Origin of the sequence: Micromonospora nigra (assembly GCF_900091585.1) — a bacterium.
Taxonomy (GTDB): domain Bacteria; phylum Actinomycetota; class Actinomycetes; order Mycobacteriales; family Micromonosporaceae; genus Micromonospora; species Micromonospora nigra.
In genome coordinates this window covers 762,653-781,361 of the sequence record NZ_FMHT01000003.1, presented here as the reverse complement: position 1 = coordinate 781,361, position 18,709 = coordinate 762,653, and the positions used below count along the sequence as shown (strand labels likewise).

Sequence of the window (18,709 nt, the reverse complement as noted above, 5' to 3'; positions counted from 1 at the left end):
CGGCTTGGCCGCCATCGACGTCAGTGGTCGGATCGCCGATCGTCCGATCATCCACGCACTTGTCTGGACGACGGAGAATGCCTCGGCCGAGGCGGTCATTTGTCGGGAGAAGAGGTCCAGCGCCGGGTCGGCGCCCCGGCGTAGGGTGCGCATCGGGTTCAGCGGGGCGAGCACCAGCACGACCAGCAGACCAACCCGCCGCCGATCAGCGCGTTGACCGTCCGGGGTAGCTCAGCGCGGACGTGGGGGCCCGACCCTACCTGCTGGCGCACAGGGACCACATCGTCGATGTCTCCTGCGACTCGGTCGCCGACGGCAGCCGGGTCGACACCCCCGAGTTGATGGCCCTCTACGGCCTCAGCGTCCCAGAGCAGCGGGTGGGCGTCTGACGGTCGCGGCACCCGGCGTCACCGTCGCGGTCGAGTCATCGGACGACGGTCATCGCCAGTGCGGCGACGATCGCGGTACAGAACGGGGTCACCGTCCAGGCGATCACGAAGTCGCGGACGGTACGCCCGGACACTCGGTGCAGCTGGCCGCCCGCCGCGCCGACGATCGCCCCGGTCGACACGTGGGTGGTCGACATCGGAAATGCCAGTAGGGCGCCCGAGGTGACCAGGCCGGCCGTCGTGAGGTTGGCGGTGAATCCTTCGGTGTGCGTCATCTTGAGCACGTTGTCCCCCAGTCGACGGGCGACCCGGATGCCGGCCAGCGAGCCGACGGCCATCGCCCCGGCGACCAGGATGCTGATTCCGGTAGGGGAGTATCCGTGCGGCAGCAGGGCGAATCCGCCGATCGCCGCGATCTTCGGCGTGTCGTTGAGTCCACGGGCGCAGCTGGTGGCCCCGCTGGAGATCCAGTGCAGGAGCGTCAGCCCTCTGTCGTTGGTGCTGGCTGTCTTCATCGGAGTCACCGCCCTGGTCGACCGTCCGCCGCGAGTGGCGCCGACCGCGGCGGTGGCTCGCAACGGCTCGGGCCTGGCCCGCGATGGCCGACCCAAGGCTCTGGTCAGGAGGGCGAGCCCGACCGAGATCGCGTAGGCGACCACGATGCTCAACAGCAGCGGCAGGAGGACCTTCCGTAGTACGCCCTGCCACTGGATGGCTTCCGGTGCCAGGACGAGCCCCCCGCCGACGAGGGCGCCCACGATCGCGTGCGTCGTCGAGACGGGCAGCCGGGCCACGCTCGCGAGCGCCACCCAGGACGTGGTGCCCAGCAGGACCGCCAAGGCGAAGGCCTCGGTCGGGTCGGTGTCGACGATGCCACTGGAGAAGAGCTTGCCCATGCCCTGGCCAAGCTGGACGGAGAGCAGCGCGCCCGCGAGGGTGGTGAGGGCGCCCCAGATGATCGCCGTCCGGTAGGCGGCCACTCCTGCGCCGGCGAGGGTCGCGACGCCCTTCGAGACGTCGTTGGCGCCGTTGACGGCGGCGAGACCGATCAACATGGCAAGAATGACGGCGGTCATGCGGCACCCTCCGCTCTCCGTGGACTTCGTCGGACGCTCGGTCTCGGGCGCTCGGTACTCAGATCAATATCGATCAATGCAACCTCCCGCCTGGCGGCAACTCCGGTCACGCAACGGATGCTGCCTCTCACGTTGGGTGCCGAGACCCCTCGTCGGTGCATCGCCGGCTGTCCGTTCGGGGTGCCCGACCAGAGGTGGCCGGCCGACCACCGAACGTGTGGGTGTACGTCGATGGAGGCCGCGTCGAAACTCGAAGCACCCCGTGGCGTGAAGGGCCATCGGGACACGGCAGAGGAAGGACGCCATGCCATCGACACCGGAACACCCGGCACCGGCCGGGCGAGACGACGACTTCACCCGACGGCTGCACGGCGTGGTCGCCGCCCACCTGGAAGTCGACCCGGACGATCTCAAGGACCACCTGGACCTCGCCGACGACCTGTGCATGGACTCGCTGGCCGCCGCGGAGCTCCTCGTCGTCATCGAGGAGGACATGGGGATCGCGTTGGACGCCAACCTGCTCGCCGGTCGGGAACATGTCACCTACGGCGAACTCAAGCGCCTGGTGAGCGAACGCGCCCCGGTGGCTTGAGACATGGCGGGCGGGCCGACGACCCTGCCGGCGACAGAGGCGGCCGACGGGGAACTGACCGAGGCGGACCTCTCGCTGGACGGTCCGGTGACCACGGAAACCTGGCTCGGCGCTCCGGCCCGCAGCTATCCCCGCCGCCCGCGTTCGATCGTGGCGGTGCTGGAGCAGGCGGCGCGACGATGGCCCGACGCGCTGGCGATGGTGGACGAGACCGGTGCCCGCGCGACTTTCGCCGAACTGGCTGATCTGGTCCGGGGCGGCGCCGCCGAGCAACGGCGGCGGGGCCTGGTAACCGGCGACCGGGTGGTGGTGGCCGCTCGGAACCGTCTCGACATGGCGGTCGCGATCTTCTCCTGCGCGGCCGCCGGGACGGTGCTGGTGGGGTTGAACCTGCGGCTGGCCCGGGACGAGTGGGCCTGGATGATCCGGCGCAGCACCCCGCGGCTGGTGTTGGGCCAGCCGGAACTGCTACCGGCCCTCACGGAGGCAGCCGAGATCGCCGGCCTGCCGGCCGATCGGGTGGAGCGACTCCGCCTGCCCGACCCCGTCGCCGACGCCGGGAGGTCGGCGTTCGAACCGGACGAGGCCGACGCGTACCAGGTGGTGTGGACCTCCGGCACGACCGGCCGGCCCAAGGCCAGCAAGGTGGTGCACCGGTGCAGCGTGCATTCGGCCATGTCCTACCAGAAGGTGCTCGGGCTGCGGCCCGGCGACCGGACGGCGGTGCTCTTCCCGCTCTACTACATCAGCGCCATGCACGCACACGTCCTGCCCGCCATGCTCGCCGGGGCCACCAGCGTCCTGGTCGAGACGAACGAACCGGGCCGCTGGCTCGACCTGCTGGCCCGGCACCAGGTGACCTGGGCCTACGCCGTACCGTCGTGGTGGTCGCTGGTCGCCCGCGAACCTCGCTTCACGGCGGCCGGCCTGCCCGCGCTGCGCGTGGCGGCGGCCGGTGGCGCGCCGTTCCCCGCCGAACTCGTCGCGCTGTTTCGCCAACGACTTCCCGACACCCGGCTTATCGACGTCTACGGCCTCACCGAGACGCACTCGCCGGCCACCATGCTCCTCGACGAGGAGTTCGCCACCCGCCCCGGTTCGGTGGGACGGGCTCTGCCATGCATGGCGGTGGAGATCCGCGACGACGAGGGCCGGCCGCTTCCGACCGGCCAGGTCGGTGAGGTGTTCCTGCGCGGCTCGTTGGTGACCACCGGCTACTGGGGCGATGCGGAGGCGACCGCCGCCGGCATCGTCGACGGCTGGTTCCGCAGCGGCGACGTCGGGCGGGTCGACGCCGACGGCTATCTCTACGTGCTGGACCGTAAGAAGGACATGATCAATCGTGGCGGCCACAAGGTCTTCTCCGCCGAGGTGGAGCGGGTCATCCGGCAGTGCCCCGGGGTGGCGGACGTGGCGGTCGTCGCCGTACCCGACCGCGTTGCGGGAGAGGCCGTCGCCGCTGTCGTGGTCACCGACGAGGGGACCCGGCTTGCACCCCTGGCCGTGCGCCGTTGGGTACGCGACCGGCTGGCCGACTACGCCGCGCCGACCGTCGTCAGGTTCACCGAGGAGTTGCCGCGCAACTCCACCGGCAAGACCGACAAGCTCGCACTGCGTCGGATGCTTGCGCCCGCGAAGGAGCAGAGATGACCCTGGGCTACCCGTTCCACCGGACCGCACCGCTGGTCACCCCACCGGAGTTCGCCCAGCTGCGCGCCGAGCGTCCGGTGGCGCCCGCCGTGCTCCCCACCGGGTCGGTGGTGTACCTGGTCACCCGCTACGACGACGTCAAGACCGTCCTGACGGATCTCCGGTTCAGCCGCGCGGCGCTCACCGCGCCGGACGCACCCCGGGTCACCCCGATCCCGATGCCGCCGAACGCGCTGTTCACCACCGACCCGCCGGAACACACCCGGCTGCGGGCACTGGTCGGCCGCGCCTTCACCGCCCGCGCGACGGAACGGATGCGGGTCCGGGTCCGGCAACTCACCGCCGAACTGCTGGACGGTATCGAGGCCGCCGGTCAGCCCGCGGATCTGATCGAGTCGTTCGTCTTCCCGTTGCCGGTGGCCTTCATCTGTGAGCTGCTGGGCGTCCCGTACGCCGACCGGGACCAGCTGCGTGCCTGGTCGGACCGGATCTTCGCGATCGGCGACTTCCCGGAGGAGGAGGTGCTCACCGCCTACCAGGGCATCGGCACGTACCTCGACGGCCTCCTCGACGCCAAGCGGGAGAAGCCTGCCGACGACATGCTCAGCACGCTGGTCACGGTTCAGGACGAGCAGGGATTCCTCGACCAGGGTGACCTCATCGTGCTGGCGATGACCCTGCTGATGGTCGGCTACCCCACCACCGTCGACACCCTGTCCTGCAGTCTGCTGATGCTGCTGTCCCATCCGGAGCAGTACGCGCGGCTGCACACCGACCCGGAGCTGATCGCGCCGGCGGTGGAGGAGTTGCTGCGACTCAACCCGCCCAGCTCGAACCTGAGCGACCTGCGGATCGCGGTGGCCGACGTCGAGATCGGTGGCACGGTCATCCCCGCCGGCAGTGGCGTCATCCCCTGCTACACCTCGGCCAACCGCGACGAGACGCAGTTCGCCGACCCGGAACGGTTCGACATCGACCGTGGGGGAGTCGGCCACATCGCGCTCGGGCACGGCCCGCACTACTGCCTCGGCGCCGCGCTGGCCCGGGTCGAACTGCAGGAGGCGCTGCGCGGCCTGGTGAACCGTTTCCCACACCTGCGCCTCGCGGATCCGCCCGAGCAACTGCCCTGGCGGGAGTCCATGTTCGGCATCGAGATCAAGGAACTGAGGGTGACCTGGTGACGCAGTCGTGGCGGAAGACGGTGCTGGTGACGGGAGCCAACCAGGGCATCGGGCGGGTGACGGCCTTCGAGCTGGCCCGCGCCGGGTTCTCGGTCTTCGCCACCACCCGCAGCGAGGAGAAGGCCGAGGCGCTTCGCGACGAGGCGGCCCGCGTCGGCTTGACGTTGCGTACCGTCGTGGTGGAACTCACCGACGTGGACGCGACGGCGGAGGCCTTCGCCGAGGTGGCCGCCGCCACCGACGGCGGACCGTGGGCGGTGGTGAACAACGCCGGGTACGCCCAGGCCGGTGCGGTGGAGGACGTGGACGACGCCCGGGTGCGCAACCAGCTCGAGGTGAACGTCTTGGCACCGGTACGCCTGGCCCGGCTCGCGTTGCCGAGCATGCGGGCGCGGGGGACCGGCCGGATCGTCAACATGTCCTCGTTCGGCGGGCTGATCGTCGAGCCGTTCCTCGGCTGGTACATGGCGAGCAAGTTCGCGCTCGAAGCCATCAGCGACGCGCTGCGCATGGAGGTCGCCCAGTTCGGCGTGCAGGTGGTGCTCATCGAGCCGGGCGGGTTCTCCAGCGGGATCTGGCAGCGCGGGGTGGACGGGGCGCCGCCCCGCGAGAACTCCGCCTACGCCGGCTTCTACAACCTGGCCGACGCCATGCTGGAGCACGCCGCCGCACTGCCCCAGCCGGACCCGGTGGCCCGCGCGGTCCGTCACGCGTTGACCGTCGACCGCCCGCGCGCCCGCTACCCCGTCGGCACCGACGTGAAGGTCGGCTCGGTGCTGGAGACCGTGCTGCCCACGCCCGCGCTGGACTGGGTCAAGGGCCTGCGGTCCGGGCTGCACAAGCCGCAGAGCGTCCCCGGGCGGGTGACCGCCAACCTGCTGTCCCGGTTCTTCTGAGCCGCAGCGTCCGGCGGATGCCGCACGCTGCGTCGGCAGGTCCTCACGACCAGCGCGCACGCCGTCCGGTCGCGGCCGCACGGTCGCCGACCGGACGGCGTTCTCAACCCGGCAGGACCAGCGGGATCACCGACACGCCGAAGCCGGCGGCACCGCCGACCAGCAGGATCTTGTCGCCGGGCCCGGCCCGGCCCTCGGTGACCGCGAGGCTCAGCGCCACCGGGATGCTCGCCGCGCCCGTGTTGCCCAGCCGGTCCACGGTCACCATCACCTGCTCGGGCGCGAAGCCGAGCTTCACCCGGAGCATCTCGATCGTCTGGACGGACGTCTGGTGCGGGACCACCAGCTTGACGTCGTCGGTCGTCCAGCCCGCGCCCTCAAGCACCTCGCCCACCACGGCGGGTACCCGCTCGACGCCCAGCTCGTGCAGCCGCGAACCGTCGCAGTCCATGGTGAAGTGGTCGCCGTCGTGCGGCTTCAGGGTGCCGCCGGAAAGGATGACGGACCGACGCCACTCCCGTCCGTCGGAGCGGAACACCCCCGGCAGTACCCCGGGCGCCGGACCCGCCTCCACCACGAACGCCCCGCCGGCATCGCCCACGGTGAGCGCCGGAAGCTTGAGCCCGATCTCGTCCGTCTCGCGGATCTGCCACGCGACATGGATGGAGGCGACCTCGCCGGTGGTCACCAGCACCCTCCGGCACTGCCCCAGCTTGATCTTCGCCGCGGCCACGTCGAGCGCGTTGACGAAGCTGTTGCAGGCGTTCTTCACGTCGAACACCGCCGCGTTCCAGCAGCCGAGCCGCTCCTGCACGATGTTGGCCGTGGCCGGCTCGATGACGTCCTGGGTGACCGCCGCGAACAACAGCAGGTCGATGTCCGTGGGGTCGACGCCGGCGGCGGCCATCGCCGCCTGACCGGCCCGGGCGGCCAACTCGGAGGACGTGGTGCCCGGGGGTGCGTACCGGCGTTCCTCCACCCCGCTGAACATGTGGATCACCCGGGGGGACACCACCGTACGTCCGCTGCGTTCGTTGACCCGGTTCACCACGTCCCTGGTGGTCATGACCTGGTCCGGCAGGTAGTGCCCGATCCCGGTCACCACCGCCGACACTCCACCCTGTCCGGTCACCGTTCTCCCTCTCTCGTCACCGTTGCTCCCAGCGAGCGGTCATGCCCGACCCAGCGTCAGCACCGCGTTGTAGCCGCCGAAGCCGAAGCTCGGGCTGACGGCGACCGACACGTCCATCGCACGGTTGTCGCCGCGTACCACGTCGATGCCGGCGCACTCCGGGTCGAGCTCGTGGCAGTTGCGCGTCGCCGGCACGATGCCGGTACGCAGCACCTGCACGCAGACCGCCGCCTCCAGCGCGCCGCAGGCACCCATCAGGTGCCCGGTCATGGACTTGGTCGACGACACCGGGGTCCGGGCGCCCAGCACCCCGGCGAGCACCCGCGCCTCCACCCGGTCGTTCAGCACCGTGCCGGTGCCGTGCGCGTTGACGTAGCCGACCTGCTCCGGCGACACCTGCGCGTCCCGCAGCGCCGCGCGCAACGCCCGGGTGGCGGCGACGCCGTCAGCCGCCGGGGCGCTCAGGTGGTGCGCGTCGTTGCTCGACCCGTAGCCGAGCACCTCGGCGAGGGCGGTGGCCCCACGCCCCGCCGCGTGCTCGGCCGACTCCAGGACGACCACGGCGGCGCCCTCCGCGACCACCAGGCCGGTACGGTCGACGGCGAACGGACGGCACGCCGACGCCGGGTCGCCGTCGCCGGTGGCGGCCGCCCCGACCGCGTTGAACGCGGACAGCGCGACCGGACCCACCGGGGCGTCGGCGCCACCGGCGAGCACCACGTCGGCACGACCCAACCGGATCAGGTCGGCGCCGAGGCCGATCGCGTCGGTGCCGCTGGCACAGGCGGTGCCGGGGGCCAGCGCCGGCCCCTGGGCGCCGGACTCGATCGCCACCGCGGCGGCCGCGGCGCTGGGCACCATGGCGACGGCCGTGTAGGCGCTGCCCGAGCGGCGTCCCGCGGCCAGGGCCAGCACCGCCCGCTCGTGGCTGCCGATGCCGCCCAGCCCGGTGCCGATCACCGTGGCCCACCGCTCGTCGCCGCTGCGCCCGGGCAGGCCCGCGACCGCGCGTGCCTCCCGGGCCGCGACCAGGGCCAGCTGGGTGTACCGGTCGAACTGCCGGGCGGTCCGGGTGCCGAGCGCGGTGTTCGGGTCGAAGTCGACGGCCTGCCCGGCGATGCGCACGGCATTGTGGGCCCCGTCGATTTCGCGGATCCCGCTGCGTCCCTCGCACAGGGCCTGCCAGGTACCGGGGAGGTCGCTGGCCAGCGGAGTGACCGCGCCCATCCCGGTGATCACGACACGTCGACGCATCCATCGACGCTAGCCACCGTCCGGACCGTCGACGGCTGCCTGATCCGCTGCTGCGTTCGGGCTGCCCGATCGGTGCTCGTCGGCTCCGCAGCTGCCGACGAGCATCGACGGCGAGGCGGGGTGGATCCCGCACGGGAGGTGCACGTGGCCAGCGGCTGGCAGCTCGCCGACAGCGACTGGAACCACTGGCCGGACGGCCTGCGCGACGACGAGATCTGGCCCCTGGCGGCCGGGCTGGAAGTGTCCGGGGTCGAGGTCGGCGTCTATGCCGCCACGGACGAGCTGTCCGCCGACCGGGTCGCCCGACGGCAGTCGCTCGTGGCGGCCCACCGGCTTCCGGTGCTGGCGGTCCTGCTCTCGCTGCCTGCGCAGCGGTGGCCGGGCGGCGCCTTCACCGGCCGGCCCGACGCCGTCGCCGCAGAGGTCCGGTCCTGCGCGTCGGTCTGCCGCCGCTGGGGCCTGCGCACGCTGGGAGTGTGGCCGGGCGCCGATCCGTCCACCGCCTCCTGGGACTCCTTCGTCACCGGCGTCCGGCAGGCCCGGGACGCCGCCGACGAGCTCGGGGTACGGCTGGCCGTCGAGTACAAGCCCGGCACAATGGTGCCCGACGCCGCCGCCGCGCTGGAACTGGTCCGCGCCGCGCCCGGCACGGGTGTGCTGCTGGACACCGGCCACGCGTACGCGGCCGGCGAGGACCCGGCGGACGTCGTCCGGCGGCTCGGTGATCGACTCTGGCACGTCCACCTCGGGGACGCCGCCCCCGGCCGGGAGGACGACGACCTGCCGCTGGGGCGGTTGCACGACGCCCGACCGGTGCTCGCCGCGCTCGACGCGGTCGGTTTCACCGGCGTGGCCGCGTTCGACCTCTACGGGGCGGTCAGCGACGGCGGGCAGACCGGTCGACAGGCGGTCGCCGAGTCCCTGGCCCATCTGGGGAACCGGCGGTGAGGGCGGTCCTGGCCCGCGGGCCGGGCCGGTTCGAGCTGGTCGACCTGGCCGCACCCGTACCGCCGCCAGGTGGCCGGATCCTGCAGGTCGAGGCGACCGGCGTCTGTGCCGCCGACCGCATGCTCTGGAACGGCACCGGGCCGTGGCAGGTCTGCTGGCCGTTCGTGCCCGGACACGAGATCCTCGGCCGGGACATTCTCACCGGGGAGCGGCTGACCGTCGAGGTCAAGATCCCTTGCGGGCGGTGCCGGTTCTGCACCGCCGGCCGGACGAACCTCTGTCCTCACGGAACCCACCTGGGATCCGGTCTGCCCGGTGGGTTCGCGGAGCGGATCGCCCTGCCCGCCTCCGCGGTGACCCATCCTGTCCCGGAGGAACTGCCCCGCGACGCGGCCGTACTCGCCGAACCGATGGCCTGCGCGGTGCACGCCGTACGCCGGGCCGCCGTCGCCGCCGGCGACACCGTCGCCGTGATCGGACTCGGTGCGGTCGGTGCGCTGGCCGTGATCGCCGCCCGGGCCCGCTCGGCCGGCCGGGTCGTGGCGGTCGTCCGCAGCGACGCCAAGGCGGAGGTGGCCCGAGCCCTCGGCGCCGAACCCGTGCCCGTCCGGCCGGTCGAGGGCGGATCGCCGAGGTCCGGCGTGGACGATCTCGACGGTCGGATGGACGTGGTCATCGAGTGCTCCGGCGACCCGGACGCCGCCGCGCTCGCGCTGCGCCTCGCCGCCCCCGGCGGGCGGGTCTGCCTCTACGGCGTCTACCCCCGCCCGGCCGCGCTGGACCTCAACCAGATCGCCGAGTTCAAGGAGTTGACGGTCACGGGGGGTCACCTCGCACCCGGTTGCTTCCCGGAGGCCATCGCACTGCTGCCCCACGTGCCGGCTGATCTGCTGGTCACCGGCGTGTGGGGGCTGACCGAACTGCCCCGGGCGCTCGGACCGGCCCAGGGCCCGCGGATCAAGGAGGTGGTGGTGCCGTGACCGACGGGATCGCCCGCGACGGCCGGTTCACGACCGGGACGACCGATGGTGCGGAGACCGACGCCGAACTGCTCGACGACCTGATCTCCTGCGGTCGGGCGGTGGTCTCCGCCGGCCTGGTACGGGGGTCCGGCGGCAACCTGTCGGCCCGTCGGCCCGGGACGCGGAACTGTTGGGTGACGGCGACCGGCACCTGGCTCGACCGTCTCACCCCGGACGACTTCTCCCTGGTCGACATCGAGACGGGGGCGGTGCTCGCCGGCAACCGTCGGCCCACCAGCGAGGTGCTCCTGCACCTGGCCAGCTACCGGGCCCGGCCGGACGCCAACGCGCTCATTCATCTGCACCCGCAGCTGTCGGTACTGCTCGACGCCATGGGTGAGCCGATCCGGTTGGTCACCATCGACCACGCCTACTACCTGCGCGAGGTGCGCTCCACGCCCTTCACACAGAGCGGCACCGCGGAGTTGGCGCAGGTCGCGGCGGCGGCGGTGCGGGACGGCGCCAACTGCGTCATCCTCGGCCACCACGGCTGCTCGGTACTCGGGGACGGCCTCGAACTCGCCCTCAAACGAGCCCTCAACCTGGAGGAGGCGGCCACCGCGACGTACCGGGCGCTGATGCTGGGCCGTTCGGTGCCGGAGTGCCCGCCCGAGTACCTGGAGCGGATCACCGCGGCGGAAGCCGGTTCAGCGGCGGTGGGTGCGCCGTGACCGCCGACCGGGTCGTCGGGGTGGATGTCGGCGGTTCCAGCGTGAAGGTCTGGCTCGCCGACCCGCGCGGGGTGCGGACCCGCGTCGCCGCCCTGCCGACCCTGCGACCGTCCCCGACGCGCGCGGAGTTCGACCCGGCGGTGTGGTGGGCGGTGATCCGTCGCGAGCTTCGGGCGTTGATCGACGAGGCCGGACCTGGTGACCTGCTCGGGCTGGTGGTCAGCACGATGCGGCAGGCGTTCGTCCTGATCGACGACCGGCGGGAGCTGGGCAACGGCATCCTCAATAGCGACCGCCGCGGTGCCGCGACACTGGACCGGCTCCGCGAGCGGCCCGACCTCTACCCGGTGACCGGGCACTGGCCGGCACCGGAACTGACGCTGGGCAAGCTGCTGGCTGTGGCCGCCGACGAACCGGAACGCTGGACGGCCACCCGCCGGGTGCTCTTCGTACACGACTGGGTGGTCTGGCGGCTCACCGGCGCACAGGCCACCGAGGTCTCGTACGCCTGCGCGGGCCAGCTCGCGGACGTCGCGCGGCGCGACTGGGCCGTCGGGGTGCTGACCGGGTTCGGCCTCGACACCGGCAAGCTGGCCGGCCTGGTCGAGCCCGGCACGCCGGTGGGCGGGCTGACCGACGACACGCTCGGGCTGCCGGTCGGGCTGCCGGTGCACGCCGGCTGCGGGGACACCCAGCTCGCCGCGATGGGCGCGGGCGGGCTGGCCGAAGGTGTGGTGACGGTGGTCGCGGGCTCGAGCACGCCCGTGCAGATTGCCACCGACCGGCCGTTGGCCGACCCGTTGTGCCGCCCGTGGGTCTCCACGCACGCCCGCCGGGACCTGTGGGCGGCGGAGACCAACGCCGGCTACCCGGGCACCATGGGCGACTGGTTGCGCCGCCTGCTCGGCCCGATCGAGCGGTCGGGCCGGCCGGGGGCCGGCGGGCTGACCGCCGTGGTCGCCACCCCGCACTGGACCGAGCACGACTGGTCGACGAAGGCACCGATGACCGTGCTCGGTCTCGGCCCGGCGACCCGCCCGGAGGACCTGGCGCAGGCGTTCGCCGAGGCACACGCCTACGCGGTCTGGTCCAACCTGTCCGACCTGGAGCAGGTGCAGGGCCGGCCGGCGCGGCGGGTGGTGCTGACCGGCGGCGGTGCCGAGAGCCTGGCACCGCTGCTCGCCGACGTGTCCGGCCGGTCGGTGGAGATCTGTCCCGGCGCACACGGCACGTCGCGGGCCGGATGGGCGCTGGTCACCGGAGCGGCACCGGCCGGCGTGCCGACCAGTCTCGTGGCGCCACGACTCGGCCCGGACCCGTACGCCGACGCCTACCAGCGTTACCTGGCGACGCACGGTGTGCTGCGGGCCGGGCTGGCGGAGGAGGAACGATGACCCCCATCGCGTACGTCACCGCCGAGTGGCCGCAGGCCGCCGTGTCGTCCCTGGCCGACCTGGGCTACCAGGCCCGGACCGGCGGCTGGGGGCAGACCGGGCAGGTGCTCACGGCGGACCGGCTGGCCGCCGAGGCGGCGGGGGCGAGCGTCCTCGTGGTCGAGGTGGAACGGGTCGACGCCGGGCTGCTGGCCGCGCTGCCCGACCTGCGGGTGGTGTGCACCGCCCGGGGCACCCCCACCAACGTGGACGTCGCCGCATGCACCGACCGGAACCTACCGGTGCTGTCCGCCCCCGGGCGCAACGCCGACTCGGTCGCCGATTTCGTCATCGGCGTGCTGATCTGCGGGCTGCGGCGGATCCCGGCGGCCGAGCGGCACCTGCGTGACGTCGGCTGGCTGGTCGGTGACGACCTGCCCTACCTGCACTTCCGCGGCCCGGAACTGGCCGGCCGGACGCTCGGGCTGATTGGTTACGGCGCGATCGGTCGACGCGTGGCGGCCCGGGCGAGGGACGGCTTCGGCATGCGGGTGATCCACCACGACCCGTTCCGGCTCGCCGAACCCGACGGCACCGGCGTCACCCTGCCCACCCTGCTGGCGACCGCCGACGTGGTGAGCCTGCACTGCACCCGGTCGCCGGAGACGGCCAACCTGATCGACGCGGCGGCGTTGGCGTTGATGAAGCCGGGCAGCTACCTCATCAACACGGCGGGTGGCGGCATGGTCGACGAGGCCGCGCTGCTGGCCGCCGTGGAGTCCGGGGCGCTCGCCGGCGCCGCCCTCGACGTGTTCGGCACCGAACCGCTCCCGCCGGACAGTCCGCTGCTGCGCTGTGACCGGCTGTTGCTGACTCCCCATCTCGCCGGCGCGGCCACCGACGTCGCCGCGCACCACGCGGAGCTGATCTGCGCCGACCTCGCTCGGCTGGCACAGGGACGACGGCCCGTGCACTGCGTCAACGTCGACGAGCTGTGGAGCACCGGGTCACGACCGGGCCCCCGGGACTGATCCCGACGGCCGACCGGTCAGCGCGACGGCCGACCGGTCAGCGCGACGGCCGACCGGTCAGCGCGACGGCCGACCGGTCAGCGCGACGGCCGACCGGTCAGCGCGACGCGGTGCCCAGGGCGGCTTCCAGGGCCAGCGCGAACTGGGCCTGCTCGGCGGCCTCGCGGCGGGCCGCCTCACGCGGCGGCAGCGGCTGCGTCCACGACCGTCCGCCGACCACGTCGTCCCAGACGTGCAGCAGCGCCGCCGCGCGCATGCCGCACCAGCGGGCGGCGTTGAGGGTGGCCGAGGACTCCATGTCAACCGCGACGGCGCCCCGGCGCACCCATCCTTCGACGAGTTCGATCGGCTGGCGCAGCAACACCTCGGTGCTGACCGTGGTCCCGCGGTGGAGGGTGTGCCCGGCAGCCGTCGCCACTCTGGCGAGCCGCCCGGCCAGGTCCAGCGTCGGCACGGCGGCGTGCCAGCCACCGTAGAAGGTGGAGGCACCCTCCGCCACCAGCACCCGGGACGGTACGACCAGGTGACCCGGTGCCAGCCCGGGAAGCAACGCGCCGCAGGAGCCGAGCTGCACCACCGTCGGCGTACCGAGCTGGCCCAGGACGTGTACCGGCTCGACCGTCCGGGCTGCTCCGTACACGCAGGCGTACACCACCGGCACACCCCGGTGGCGGCCCCACCACCAGTCCGGCGCCGCCAGCTCCCGCACCTCGTCGAGCAGGGCCAACCGCTGCCGTTCCCGGTCCCGCCGCCACCACGATCCCTCGACGACCAGCAGAGCGGGCAGCTCGGCCGGAGCCAGCCCCAGCACCGTCCACCAGTCCTGGTCCATGGTTCGCCGGCTTCTCGGTGGCGCACCCGGTGGATCTGCCGGTCGGGTCATCCCAGCCTCGCCGGCGCAGGGTACGCGCCCGCCACCTCGGCCACCTGCTCGTAGCCGACCCGGAGCAGGAACTGGGAGTTCCGGCCGTAGGACTTCGCGCCGAGGATGAAGTAGTTGGGCTCCGGGTTGCGCAGCACGTTCACCCCGTGACTGGCCTGCGCGAGGCAGTCACCCGCCTCCTCGCCGAGCAGTTCGGCGGCGAGTGCGATCGGCGCCGCCGTGGCGTAGCACTCGTGCACCTGGAGTTGGCGGTGCAGCGTCGGGTCCGGTACGTGCCCGGTCAGCGAGAGGACCCGGTCCACCTGCAGCTCGAGGTCGGCGGCACCGGTGAGACGTACCCCCAACCGGTCGCCGACCGGTCGGAACGCGTCCACCCGGACGCCCGTGAGAACCTGGAATCCCGGTTGGGCACCCTCCGCCAGCCGGTTCGACGACTCCACCAGGGCCTGCCGCTCCGGCAGCGGGTCGTCGTCCACCGCCCCCCAGCCCGGCTGCGTGCCGCGCACCGCCCAGTGGACCCGGGTGTCCGGCGCCGCGGCCGTCAGCGCGGCAAGGTCACGGGCCGCCGTCTGAGCGGATTTGCCCGCCCCGACGAGCAGGACGCTCCGGCCCGCCCACCCGTCCGGGTCACCCGCGACGTCGGGCAGTTGACGGACGATCCGGTCGCCCGCCTCCTCCTCGCCCGGGGCGGGCACCCCGCCGTCGCCCGTGGAGTTGGGGGTGGCGTAGTTGCCGGTGCAGTCGATCACCAGCCCGGCCCGGACCACGTCGGTCGTCCCGTCGGCCCGCCGCACCAGTATCCGGAAGGGGTGTGCCGCCCGCTGGTCGGTGCCGATCTCTTCGTGCTTGAGCAGCCCTTCCCGGCCGACAGCCAGGACGGTGGTGCCGAGCTCGATCCGCCCGGCCAGGGCGGGCAGGCTGGCGAGTGGTTCGAGTAGCCGGGTGACCAGCTCCGCCCCGGTCGGGCAGGTGTCGGCGTCGTCCGGCACCGGGTGCCCGGCCGCCGTCAGGTGCCGGGCCATCGGTTCGGACACGTTCATCGACCACGGCGTGAAGAGCCGCACGTGCCCCCATCGGCGCACGTTGCCGCCCACGCCCGAGCCGCTCTCGTAGACGGTGAACGGCCAGCCGGCGTCGGCGGCGGCGAGCGCGGCGGCAAGCCCGACCGGACCGGCGCCGATGATCGCCACTCCGGCGCGTACCGCGGCGAGCGCCACCTCCGGGTCCATCCCCGCCGGCGCGTCGTCGCCGGTGTCCACCACCCCCGGCTCGGCGGCGGACAGGTCGTGCGGCTGGTCGACGTTCATGCTCGGCCTCCTCGCGGAATCAGACGGCGCAGTGGTAGATCTGCGGCAGCGACCCGTCGGACTGCCGTCGCACCAGGAAACGTTCCACCGCCCGGCGCTTGGCCTCGCGCATCGAGATCTCCGACGGGCCGAGCAGCATGTCCGGGCTGGTGGCCAGGTCGGCACCGGCAGGGTGCCAGTGCCAGCCGTCGGCGGTGACCGCCAGCTCCGGCACCGTGTTCTGGTCGTCGATCTCCACGCCGGTGTCGGAGTGTCCGCGCCGCACCAGCGGCCGTACGGCGAAGTTCGCCCCGACGATCCCCCGTTGGCGCAGCAGCTCGCGCAGCAGCGGTACCTCGTCCTGGTTCTGCGCCGTCTCGGTCATCCCGACCCGTACCGGCATACCCAGTGACTGGGCGATCTCGATGCCCTCCATCGCCCGCACCCAGCTGCCCTCGCCCCGGTTGCGGTCGTGGGTCTCGGCCCGGGCGCCGTCGATCGACGTCTGCAGGATCAGGTTCGGCCGGTGCGCCAGCCGGGCCAGTTCGGTACGCCGCCGGCCCTTGTAGAGCAGCCCGTTGGTCAACGCCACCGTGGCGATCCGCTCGCTGGCGTACTCCAGCAGCTCCACGACGTCCGCGCGCAGGAAAGGCTCACCCCCGGTGACGTACAGCTCGGTGAAACCCTCCGCGACCGCCTCGTCCACCAGCTCCCGGTAGCGCTCCCCGCTGATCTCCCGAGGCCGGGCCTTCGGATGCGAGGCGACCGAGCAGTACCAGCACTTCAGGTTGCAGTGGAAGTTGGTGTAGAGCCAGAGCCGGGGCGGGAAGAGGGCGGTGCCGAACAACTCCACCACCGGCCGGCCGTCGTCCACCGTATCCGGCGCGTCGGCCCAGCTGACCTCCGCGGCTCCGAACTCGTCCGGCAGGGCACTGCGGTAGAGCTGGAATCGACCGTGACTGCGCTCCTGTGGCGGCACGATCTCCAGGCAGGTCGTCCACCAGCCGGTCTCCACCGTCTCCACGAACGCCTCCGGCAGCCCGGCGGCGCGCATCGATGCGGCGTGCGCCCGCCAGTCGTACGCCAACGGCACCAGGGTCGCCTCGGCGGCGCCGTCGACGACGTCGAGCAGGGCGTACCAGACCTCCTGCCGGCCGTCGTTGGCCGGGCGGCCCAGCACGCCGACGTTGACCACCAGGGTCCCGTCGATCCGCCGGGTCCACGGGATGCCGGAGTGGGTGCAGCAGATGACGTCCGCTCCGCTCGCGGCGACCCGCTCCCGGTGCTCCTGGTCGGTCAGCGACTCCCACCAGAAGTCGTTGAGCTGCAGCGTCGAGCCGTGCACCAGGTGCACGTCCACGCCGTCGACGCGTTCCCGCCGCTCGGTGGGCAGCGACCGCATCCAGGCCGCGTAACCGGCGCTGGTGTGGGTGCGGGTGTAGTCGTACATGAGCTGCGCGTACTCGTTGTCGCGGGGGTCGCGGTAGCCGCAGCCGCAGTCCGGGTCCCCGCGTCCGATCGCCACCTCGTAGTTGCCCGCGATGCACTCGATGTCGTTCCCGCGCAGCAGCGTCCAGATCTCCTCCGGCTCCGCGCCGTAGCCGCCGAAGTCGCCGAGGCACCACAACCGGTCGGCGCCCTTGGCGCGCGCGTCGGCCACGAAGGCCCGCAGCGCATACGGGTTGGAGTACACACCCCCACAGATGGCGATCCTGGTCATGGTCTTCCCTCCGCTGGCTGGTCGGCGACGTCTCAGCTCTGACCGAGCGCCGTCAGGACGTGCTTGAGTCGCTGGTAACCGTCCAGCGCGTGGCCGGACAGGTCGACGCCGTACCCCGAGTCGCGCACCCCGCCATGGGGCATCTCGCTGGCCAGCACCGAGTGGCAGTTGATCCACACGGTGCCGTAGTCCAGCCGGCGGACCAGTCGCATCGCGCGCCGGTGGTCGGCCGTCCACACGCTGGCGGCCAGGCCGTACCGGCTGGCGTTGGCGAGCTCCACCAGCGCGTCCTCGTCGGTGCCCGCCTCCACGGTGATCACCGGACCGAACACCTCCCGGGTGGCGAGCTCCTCGTCGGGGCGCACCCCGGCGATCACCGTCGGGGCGTAGTAGAACCCGGGGCGGCGCAGCGCCGAGCCCCCGGCGACCACCTCGGTCCCCGGCCCGCGCCCGTCCACCAGCGCGCTCACCCGCGCCAGCTGCTCCGCACCGTTGAGCGCGCCGTAGACGCCGTCCGGGCCCACCTCGGTCGCTTCTGCCGCCTCGGCAAGCCGTGAGACCACCTCGTCGTGACACGAGCGCGGGGCGAGCACCCGGGTCGCCGCGGTGCAGGACTGCCCGGCGTTGAAGAACGCCGCCCCCACCACCCGCCGCCAGGTGTCCGGGTCCTGCACGACGTCGTCGAAGACCAGGACCGGTGCCTTGCCGCCGAGTTCCAGATGGACCCGTTTGAGCCCACTGCCCGCGGCCGTCGCGACATCCCGGCCCCCTTCCACCGACCCGGTGAAGGCGACCAGCGCGGGGATCGGGTGCCGGACCAGCAGCCGCCCGGTCTCGCGGTCACCGCAGACGACGTTGAGCACCCCCGGCGGCAGCACCTCGGCGGCGATCTCGGCCAGCATCAGGGGAGTGACCGGGGTGGTCTCGGCGGGCTTGAGCACCACCGTGTTTCCGGCGGCGAGCGCCGGGGCGACCTTCCAGATCGCCATCATCAGGGGGTAGTTCCACGGTGTGATCGCCGCGACGACGCCGACGGGTTCCCGGCGCAGCATCGAGGTGTGGTCCGGGACGTACTCGCCGGTGGCGGCCGTCTCGCCGTGCCGGAGAACACCGGCGTAGAACCGTAGACAGTCCACGACGGACGGCAACTCGTCGGAGATCATCTGACGCCGTGGTTTGCCGGTGTTGCGGACCTCCGCCATCGCCAGTTCCTCGGCCCGGCCTTCGATCGCGTCGGCCAGGGCCAGCAGGGCGCGTTGCCGGACGGCCGGTGTGGTGTCCCGCCACCGGGGAAACGCCAGGGCAGCGGAGCGGCAGGCCCGGTCCACCTCCGCGGACCTGCCGACCGGGGCGGTCGCGTAGGGCTGCCCGGTCGCCGGGTCGTGCAGGGTGACCACCTCGACGGGCTCCCCGGGGAAGGGCTGGCCCGCGACGAAGTGGTCCAGTGTTGGCGCTTCCATGTCCGCCGACACTGACACGACGGTGCCGGTCGGACGGTGACCGAATGGTGCCTGCGTCCAGCCACCCCGACAGCCGGGCAGTGGCCGTGCGTCGCCACTTGGCACTCGTTCCGCGCTGATTGGGGTAGCCGGTCGAGTGCTCCGA

The 18,709-nt window shown here is 72.9% G+C and carries 16 protein-coding genes and 1 pseudogene; 10 read left to right on the top strand and 7 right to left on the bottom strand.

What is annotated here, in order from left to right:
* Nucleotides 1-233: 233 nt before the first annotated feature.
* Nucleotides 234-389 (top strand): annotated as a pseudogene (locus GA0070616_RS02940) (nucleotidyltransferase family protein); the annotation flags it as partial.
* Between the two features lie 35 nt (nucleotides 390-424).
* Here the strand turns inward: GA0070616_RS02940 and GA0070616_RS02935 are convergent.
* A complete protein-coding gene (locus GA0070616_RS02935; protein ID WP_091075797.1) occupies nucleotides 425-1,465 on the bottom strand; it encodes an inorganic phosphate transporter in 1,041 nt (346 codons plus the stop codon).
* A 304-nt stretch (nucleotides 1,466-1,769) separates the two neighbouring features.
* On the opposite strand from GA0070616_RS02935, the gene GA0070616_RS02930 reads away from it, so the two are divergent.
* From GA0070616_RS02930 to GA0070616_RS02915, 4 genes are read left to right on the top strand one after another with little or no spacing between them, the layout of a single operon-like run.
* The gene (locus GA0070616_RS02930) at nucleotides 1,770-2,057 is read left to right on the top strand and encodes an acyl carrier protein (RefSeq protein WP_091075794.1); all 288 of its coding nucleotides are present in this window, start codon (nucleotides 1,770-1,772) and stop codon (nucleotides 2,055-2,057) included.
* 3 nt (nucleotides 2,058-2,060) lie between these two features.
* Nucleotides 2,061-3,707, top strand: a complete 1,647-nt coding sequence (locus GA0070616_RS02925; RefSeq protein ID WP_091075790.1) for a class I adenylate-forming enzyme family protein — start codon at nucleotides 2,061-2,063, stop codon at nucleotides 3,705-3,707.
* Nucleotides 3,704-4,888: a cytochrome P450 gene (locus tag GA0070616_RS02920; RefSeq protein ID WP_091075786.1), complete on the top strand. Its 1,185-nt coding sequence runs from the start codon at nucleotides 3,704-3,706 to the stop codon at nucleotides 4,886-4,888. Before GA0070616_RS02925 ends, GA0070616_RS02920 begins: the two co-directional genes overlap by 4 nt.
* Nucleotides 4,885-5,784 (top strand): SDR family oxidoreductase, encoded by a 900-nt coding sequence (locus GA0070616_RS02915; RefSeq protein ID WP_091075782.1) that lies wholly within the window; start codon nucleotides 4,885-4,887, stop codon nucleotides 5,782-5,784. Before GA0070616_RS02920 ends, GA0070616_RS02915 begins: the two co-directional genes overlap by 4 nt.
* 103 nt (nucleotides 5,785-5,887) lie before the next feature.
* Here GA0070616_RS02915 and GA0070616_RS02910 read toward each other — a convergent pair whose 3' ends face one another.
* Together GA0070616_RS02910 and GA0070616_RS02905 are read right to left on the bottom strand one after the other, a co-directional pair.
* Nucleotides 5,888-6,916 (bottom strand): 3-oxoacyl-ACP synthase III family protein, encoded by a 1,029-nt coding sequence (locus GA0070616_RS02910; protein WP_139128834.1) that lies wholly within the window; start codon nucleotides 6,914-6,916, stop codon nucleotides 5,888-5,890.
* Nucleotides 6,917-6,955: 39 nt separating this feature from the next.
* Nucleotides 6,956-8,170 carry a beta-ketoacyl-[acyl-carrier-protein] synthase family protein gene (locus GA0070616_RS02905; protein ID WP_217628176.1) on the bottom strand — a complete coding sequence of 405 codons (1,215 nt, stop codon included), beginning with the start codon at nucleotides 8,168-8,170 and terminating at the stop codon, nucleotides 6,956-6,958.
* A gap of 120 nt (nucleotides 8,171-8,290) precedes the next feature.
* On the opposite strand from GA0070616_RS02905, the gene GA0070616_RS02900 reads away from it, so the two are divergent.
* Genes GA0070616_RS02900 through GA0070616_RS02880 form a run of 5 tightly spaced genes read left to right on the top strand, consistent with a single transcriptional unit; the run spans nucleotide 8,291 to nucleotide 13,215 of the window.
* On the top strand, nucleotides 8,291-9,118 hold the full coding sequence (locus tag GA0070616_RS02900) for a sugar phosphate isomerase/epimerase family protein (protein ID WP_175439971.1): 828 nt from the start codon (nucleotides 8,291-8,293) through the stop codon (nucleotides 9,116-9,118).
* The gene (locus GA0070616_RS02895; protein WP_091075768.1) at nucleotides 9,115-10,098 is read left to right on the top strand and encodes a zinc-dependent alcohol dehydrogenase; all 984 of its coding nucleotides are present in this window, start codon (nucleotides 9,115-9,117) and stop codon (nucleotides 10,096-10,098) included. The genes GA0070616_RS02900 and GA0070616_RS02895 overlap by 4 nt, the downstream gene beginning before the upstream one ends.
* The gene (locus GA0070616_RS02890) at nucleotides 10,095-10,811 is read left to right on the top strand and encodes a class II aldolase/adducin family protein (protein WP_245712633.1); all 717 of its coding nucleotides are present in this window, start codon (nucleotides 10,095-10,097) and stop codon (nucleotides 10,809-10,811) included. The genes GA0070616_RS02895 and GA0070616_RS02890 overlap by 4 nt, the downstream gene beginning before the upstream one ends.
* Nucleotides 10,808-12,205, top strand: a complete 1,398-nt coding sequence (locus tag GA0070616_RS02885; RefSeq protein ID WP_175439970.1) for a xylulokinase — start codon at nucleotides 10,808-10,810, stop codon at nucleotides 12,203-12,205. The genes GA0070616_RS02890 and GA0070616_RS02885 overlap by 4 nt, the downstream gene beginning before the upstream one ends.
* Nucleotides 12,202-13,215 (top strand): NAD(P)-dependent oxidoreductase, encoded by a 1,014-nt coding sequence (locus GA0070616_RS02880; RefSeq protein ID WP_175439969.1) that lies wholly within the window; start codon nucleotides 12,202-12,204, stop codon nucleotides 13,213-13,215. The genes GA0070616_RS02885 and GA0070616_RS02880 overlap by 4 nt, the downstream gene beginning before the upstream one ends.
* 97 nt (nucleotides 13,216-13,312) lie before the next feature.
* Here the strand turns inward: GA0070616_RS02880 and GA0070616_RS02875 are convergent, their stop codons facing one another.
* From GA0070616_RS02875 to GA0070616_RS02860, 4 genes are read right to left on the bottom strand one after another with little or no spacing between them, the layout of a single operon-like run.
* Nucleotides 13,313-14,047 carry a phosphorylase family protein gene (locus tag GA0070616_RS02875; protein ID WP_175439968.1) on the bottom strand — a complete coding sequence of 245 codons (735 nt, stop codon included), beginning with the start codon at nucleotides 14,045-14,047 and terminating at the stop codon, nucleotides 13,313-13,315.
* Between the two features lie 47 nt (nucleotides 14,048-14,094).
* On the bottom strand, nucleotides 14,095-15,405 hold the full coding sequence (locus tag GA0070616_RS02870) for an FAD-dependent oxidoreductase (RefSeq protein ID WP_091075754.1): 1,311 nt from the start codon (nucleotides 15,403-15,405) through the stop codon (nucleotides 14,095-14,097).
* A 19-nt stretch (nucleotides 15,406-15,424) separates the two neighbouring features.
* Entirely contained in the window at nucleotides 15,425-17,104 is a 1,680-nt protein-coding gene (locus GA0070616_RS27945) for a radical SAM protein (RefSeq protein WP_175439967.1), read from the bottom strand.
* A 32-nt stretch (nucleotides 17,105-17,136) separates the two neighbouring features.
* Complete coding sequence (locus GA0070616_RS02860) at nucleotides 17,137-18,564, bottom strand: aldehyde dehydrogenase family protein (RefSeq protein WP_091075750.1); 1,428 nt, start codon at nucleotides 18,562-18,564, stop codon at nucleotides 17,137-17,139.
* Nucleotides 18,565-18,709: the final 145 nt, after the last annotated feature.

Bases quoted from the DNA above. Each gene is read 5' to 3' on its own strand.
- GA0070616_RS02930 (WP_091075794.1), top strand. From the start codon at position 1,770: ATGCCATCGACACCGGAACACCCGGCACCGGCCGGGCGAGACGACGAC.
- GA0070616_RS02925 (WP_091075790.1), top strand. From the start codon at position 2,061: ATGGCGGGCGGGCCGACGACCCTGCCGGCGACAGAGGCGGCCGACGGG.
- GA0070616_RS02870 (WP_091075754.1), bottom strand. From the start codon at position 15,405: ATGAACGTCGACCAGCCGCACGACCTGTCCGCCGCCGAGCCGGGGGTG.
- GA0070616_RS02905 (WP_217628176.1), bottom strand. From the start codon at position 8,170: ATGCGTCGACGTGTCGTGATCACCGGGATGGGCGCGGTCACTCCGCTG.
- GA0070616_RS02875 (WP_175439968.1), bottom strand. From the start codon at position 14,047: ATGGACCAGGACTGGTGGACGGTGCTGGGGCTGGCTCCGGCCGAGCTG.
- GA0070616_RS02935 (WP_091075797.1), bottom strand. From the start codon at position 1,465: ATGACCGCCGTCATTCTTGCCATGTTGATCGGTCTCGCCGCCGTCAAC.
- GA0070616_RS02920 (WP_091075786.1), top strand. From the start codon at position 3,704: ATGACCCTGGGCTACCCGTTCCACCGGACCGCACCGCTGGTCACCCCA.
- GA0070616_RS27945 (WP_175439967.1), bottom strand. From the start codon at position 17,104: ATGACCAGGATCGCCATCTGTGGGGGTGTGTACTCCAACCCGTATGCG.
- GA0070616_RS02880 (WP_175439969.1), top strand. From the start codon at position 12,202: ATGACCCCCATCGCGTACGTCACCGCCGAGTGGCCGCAGGCCGCCGTG.
- GA0070616_RS02860 (WP_091075750.1), bottom strand. From the start codon at position 18,564: ATGGAAGCGCCAACACTGGACCACTTCGTCGCGGGCCAGCCCTTCCCC.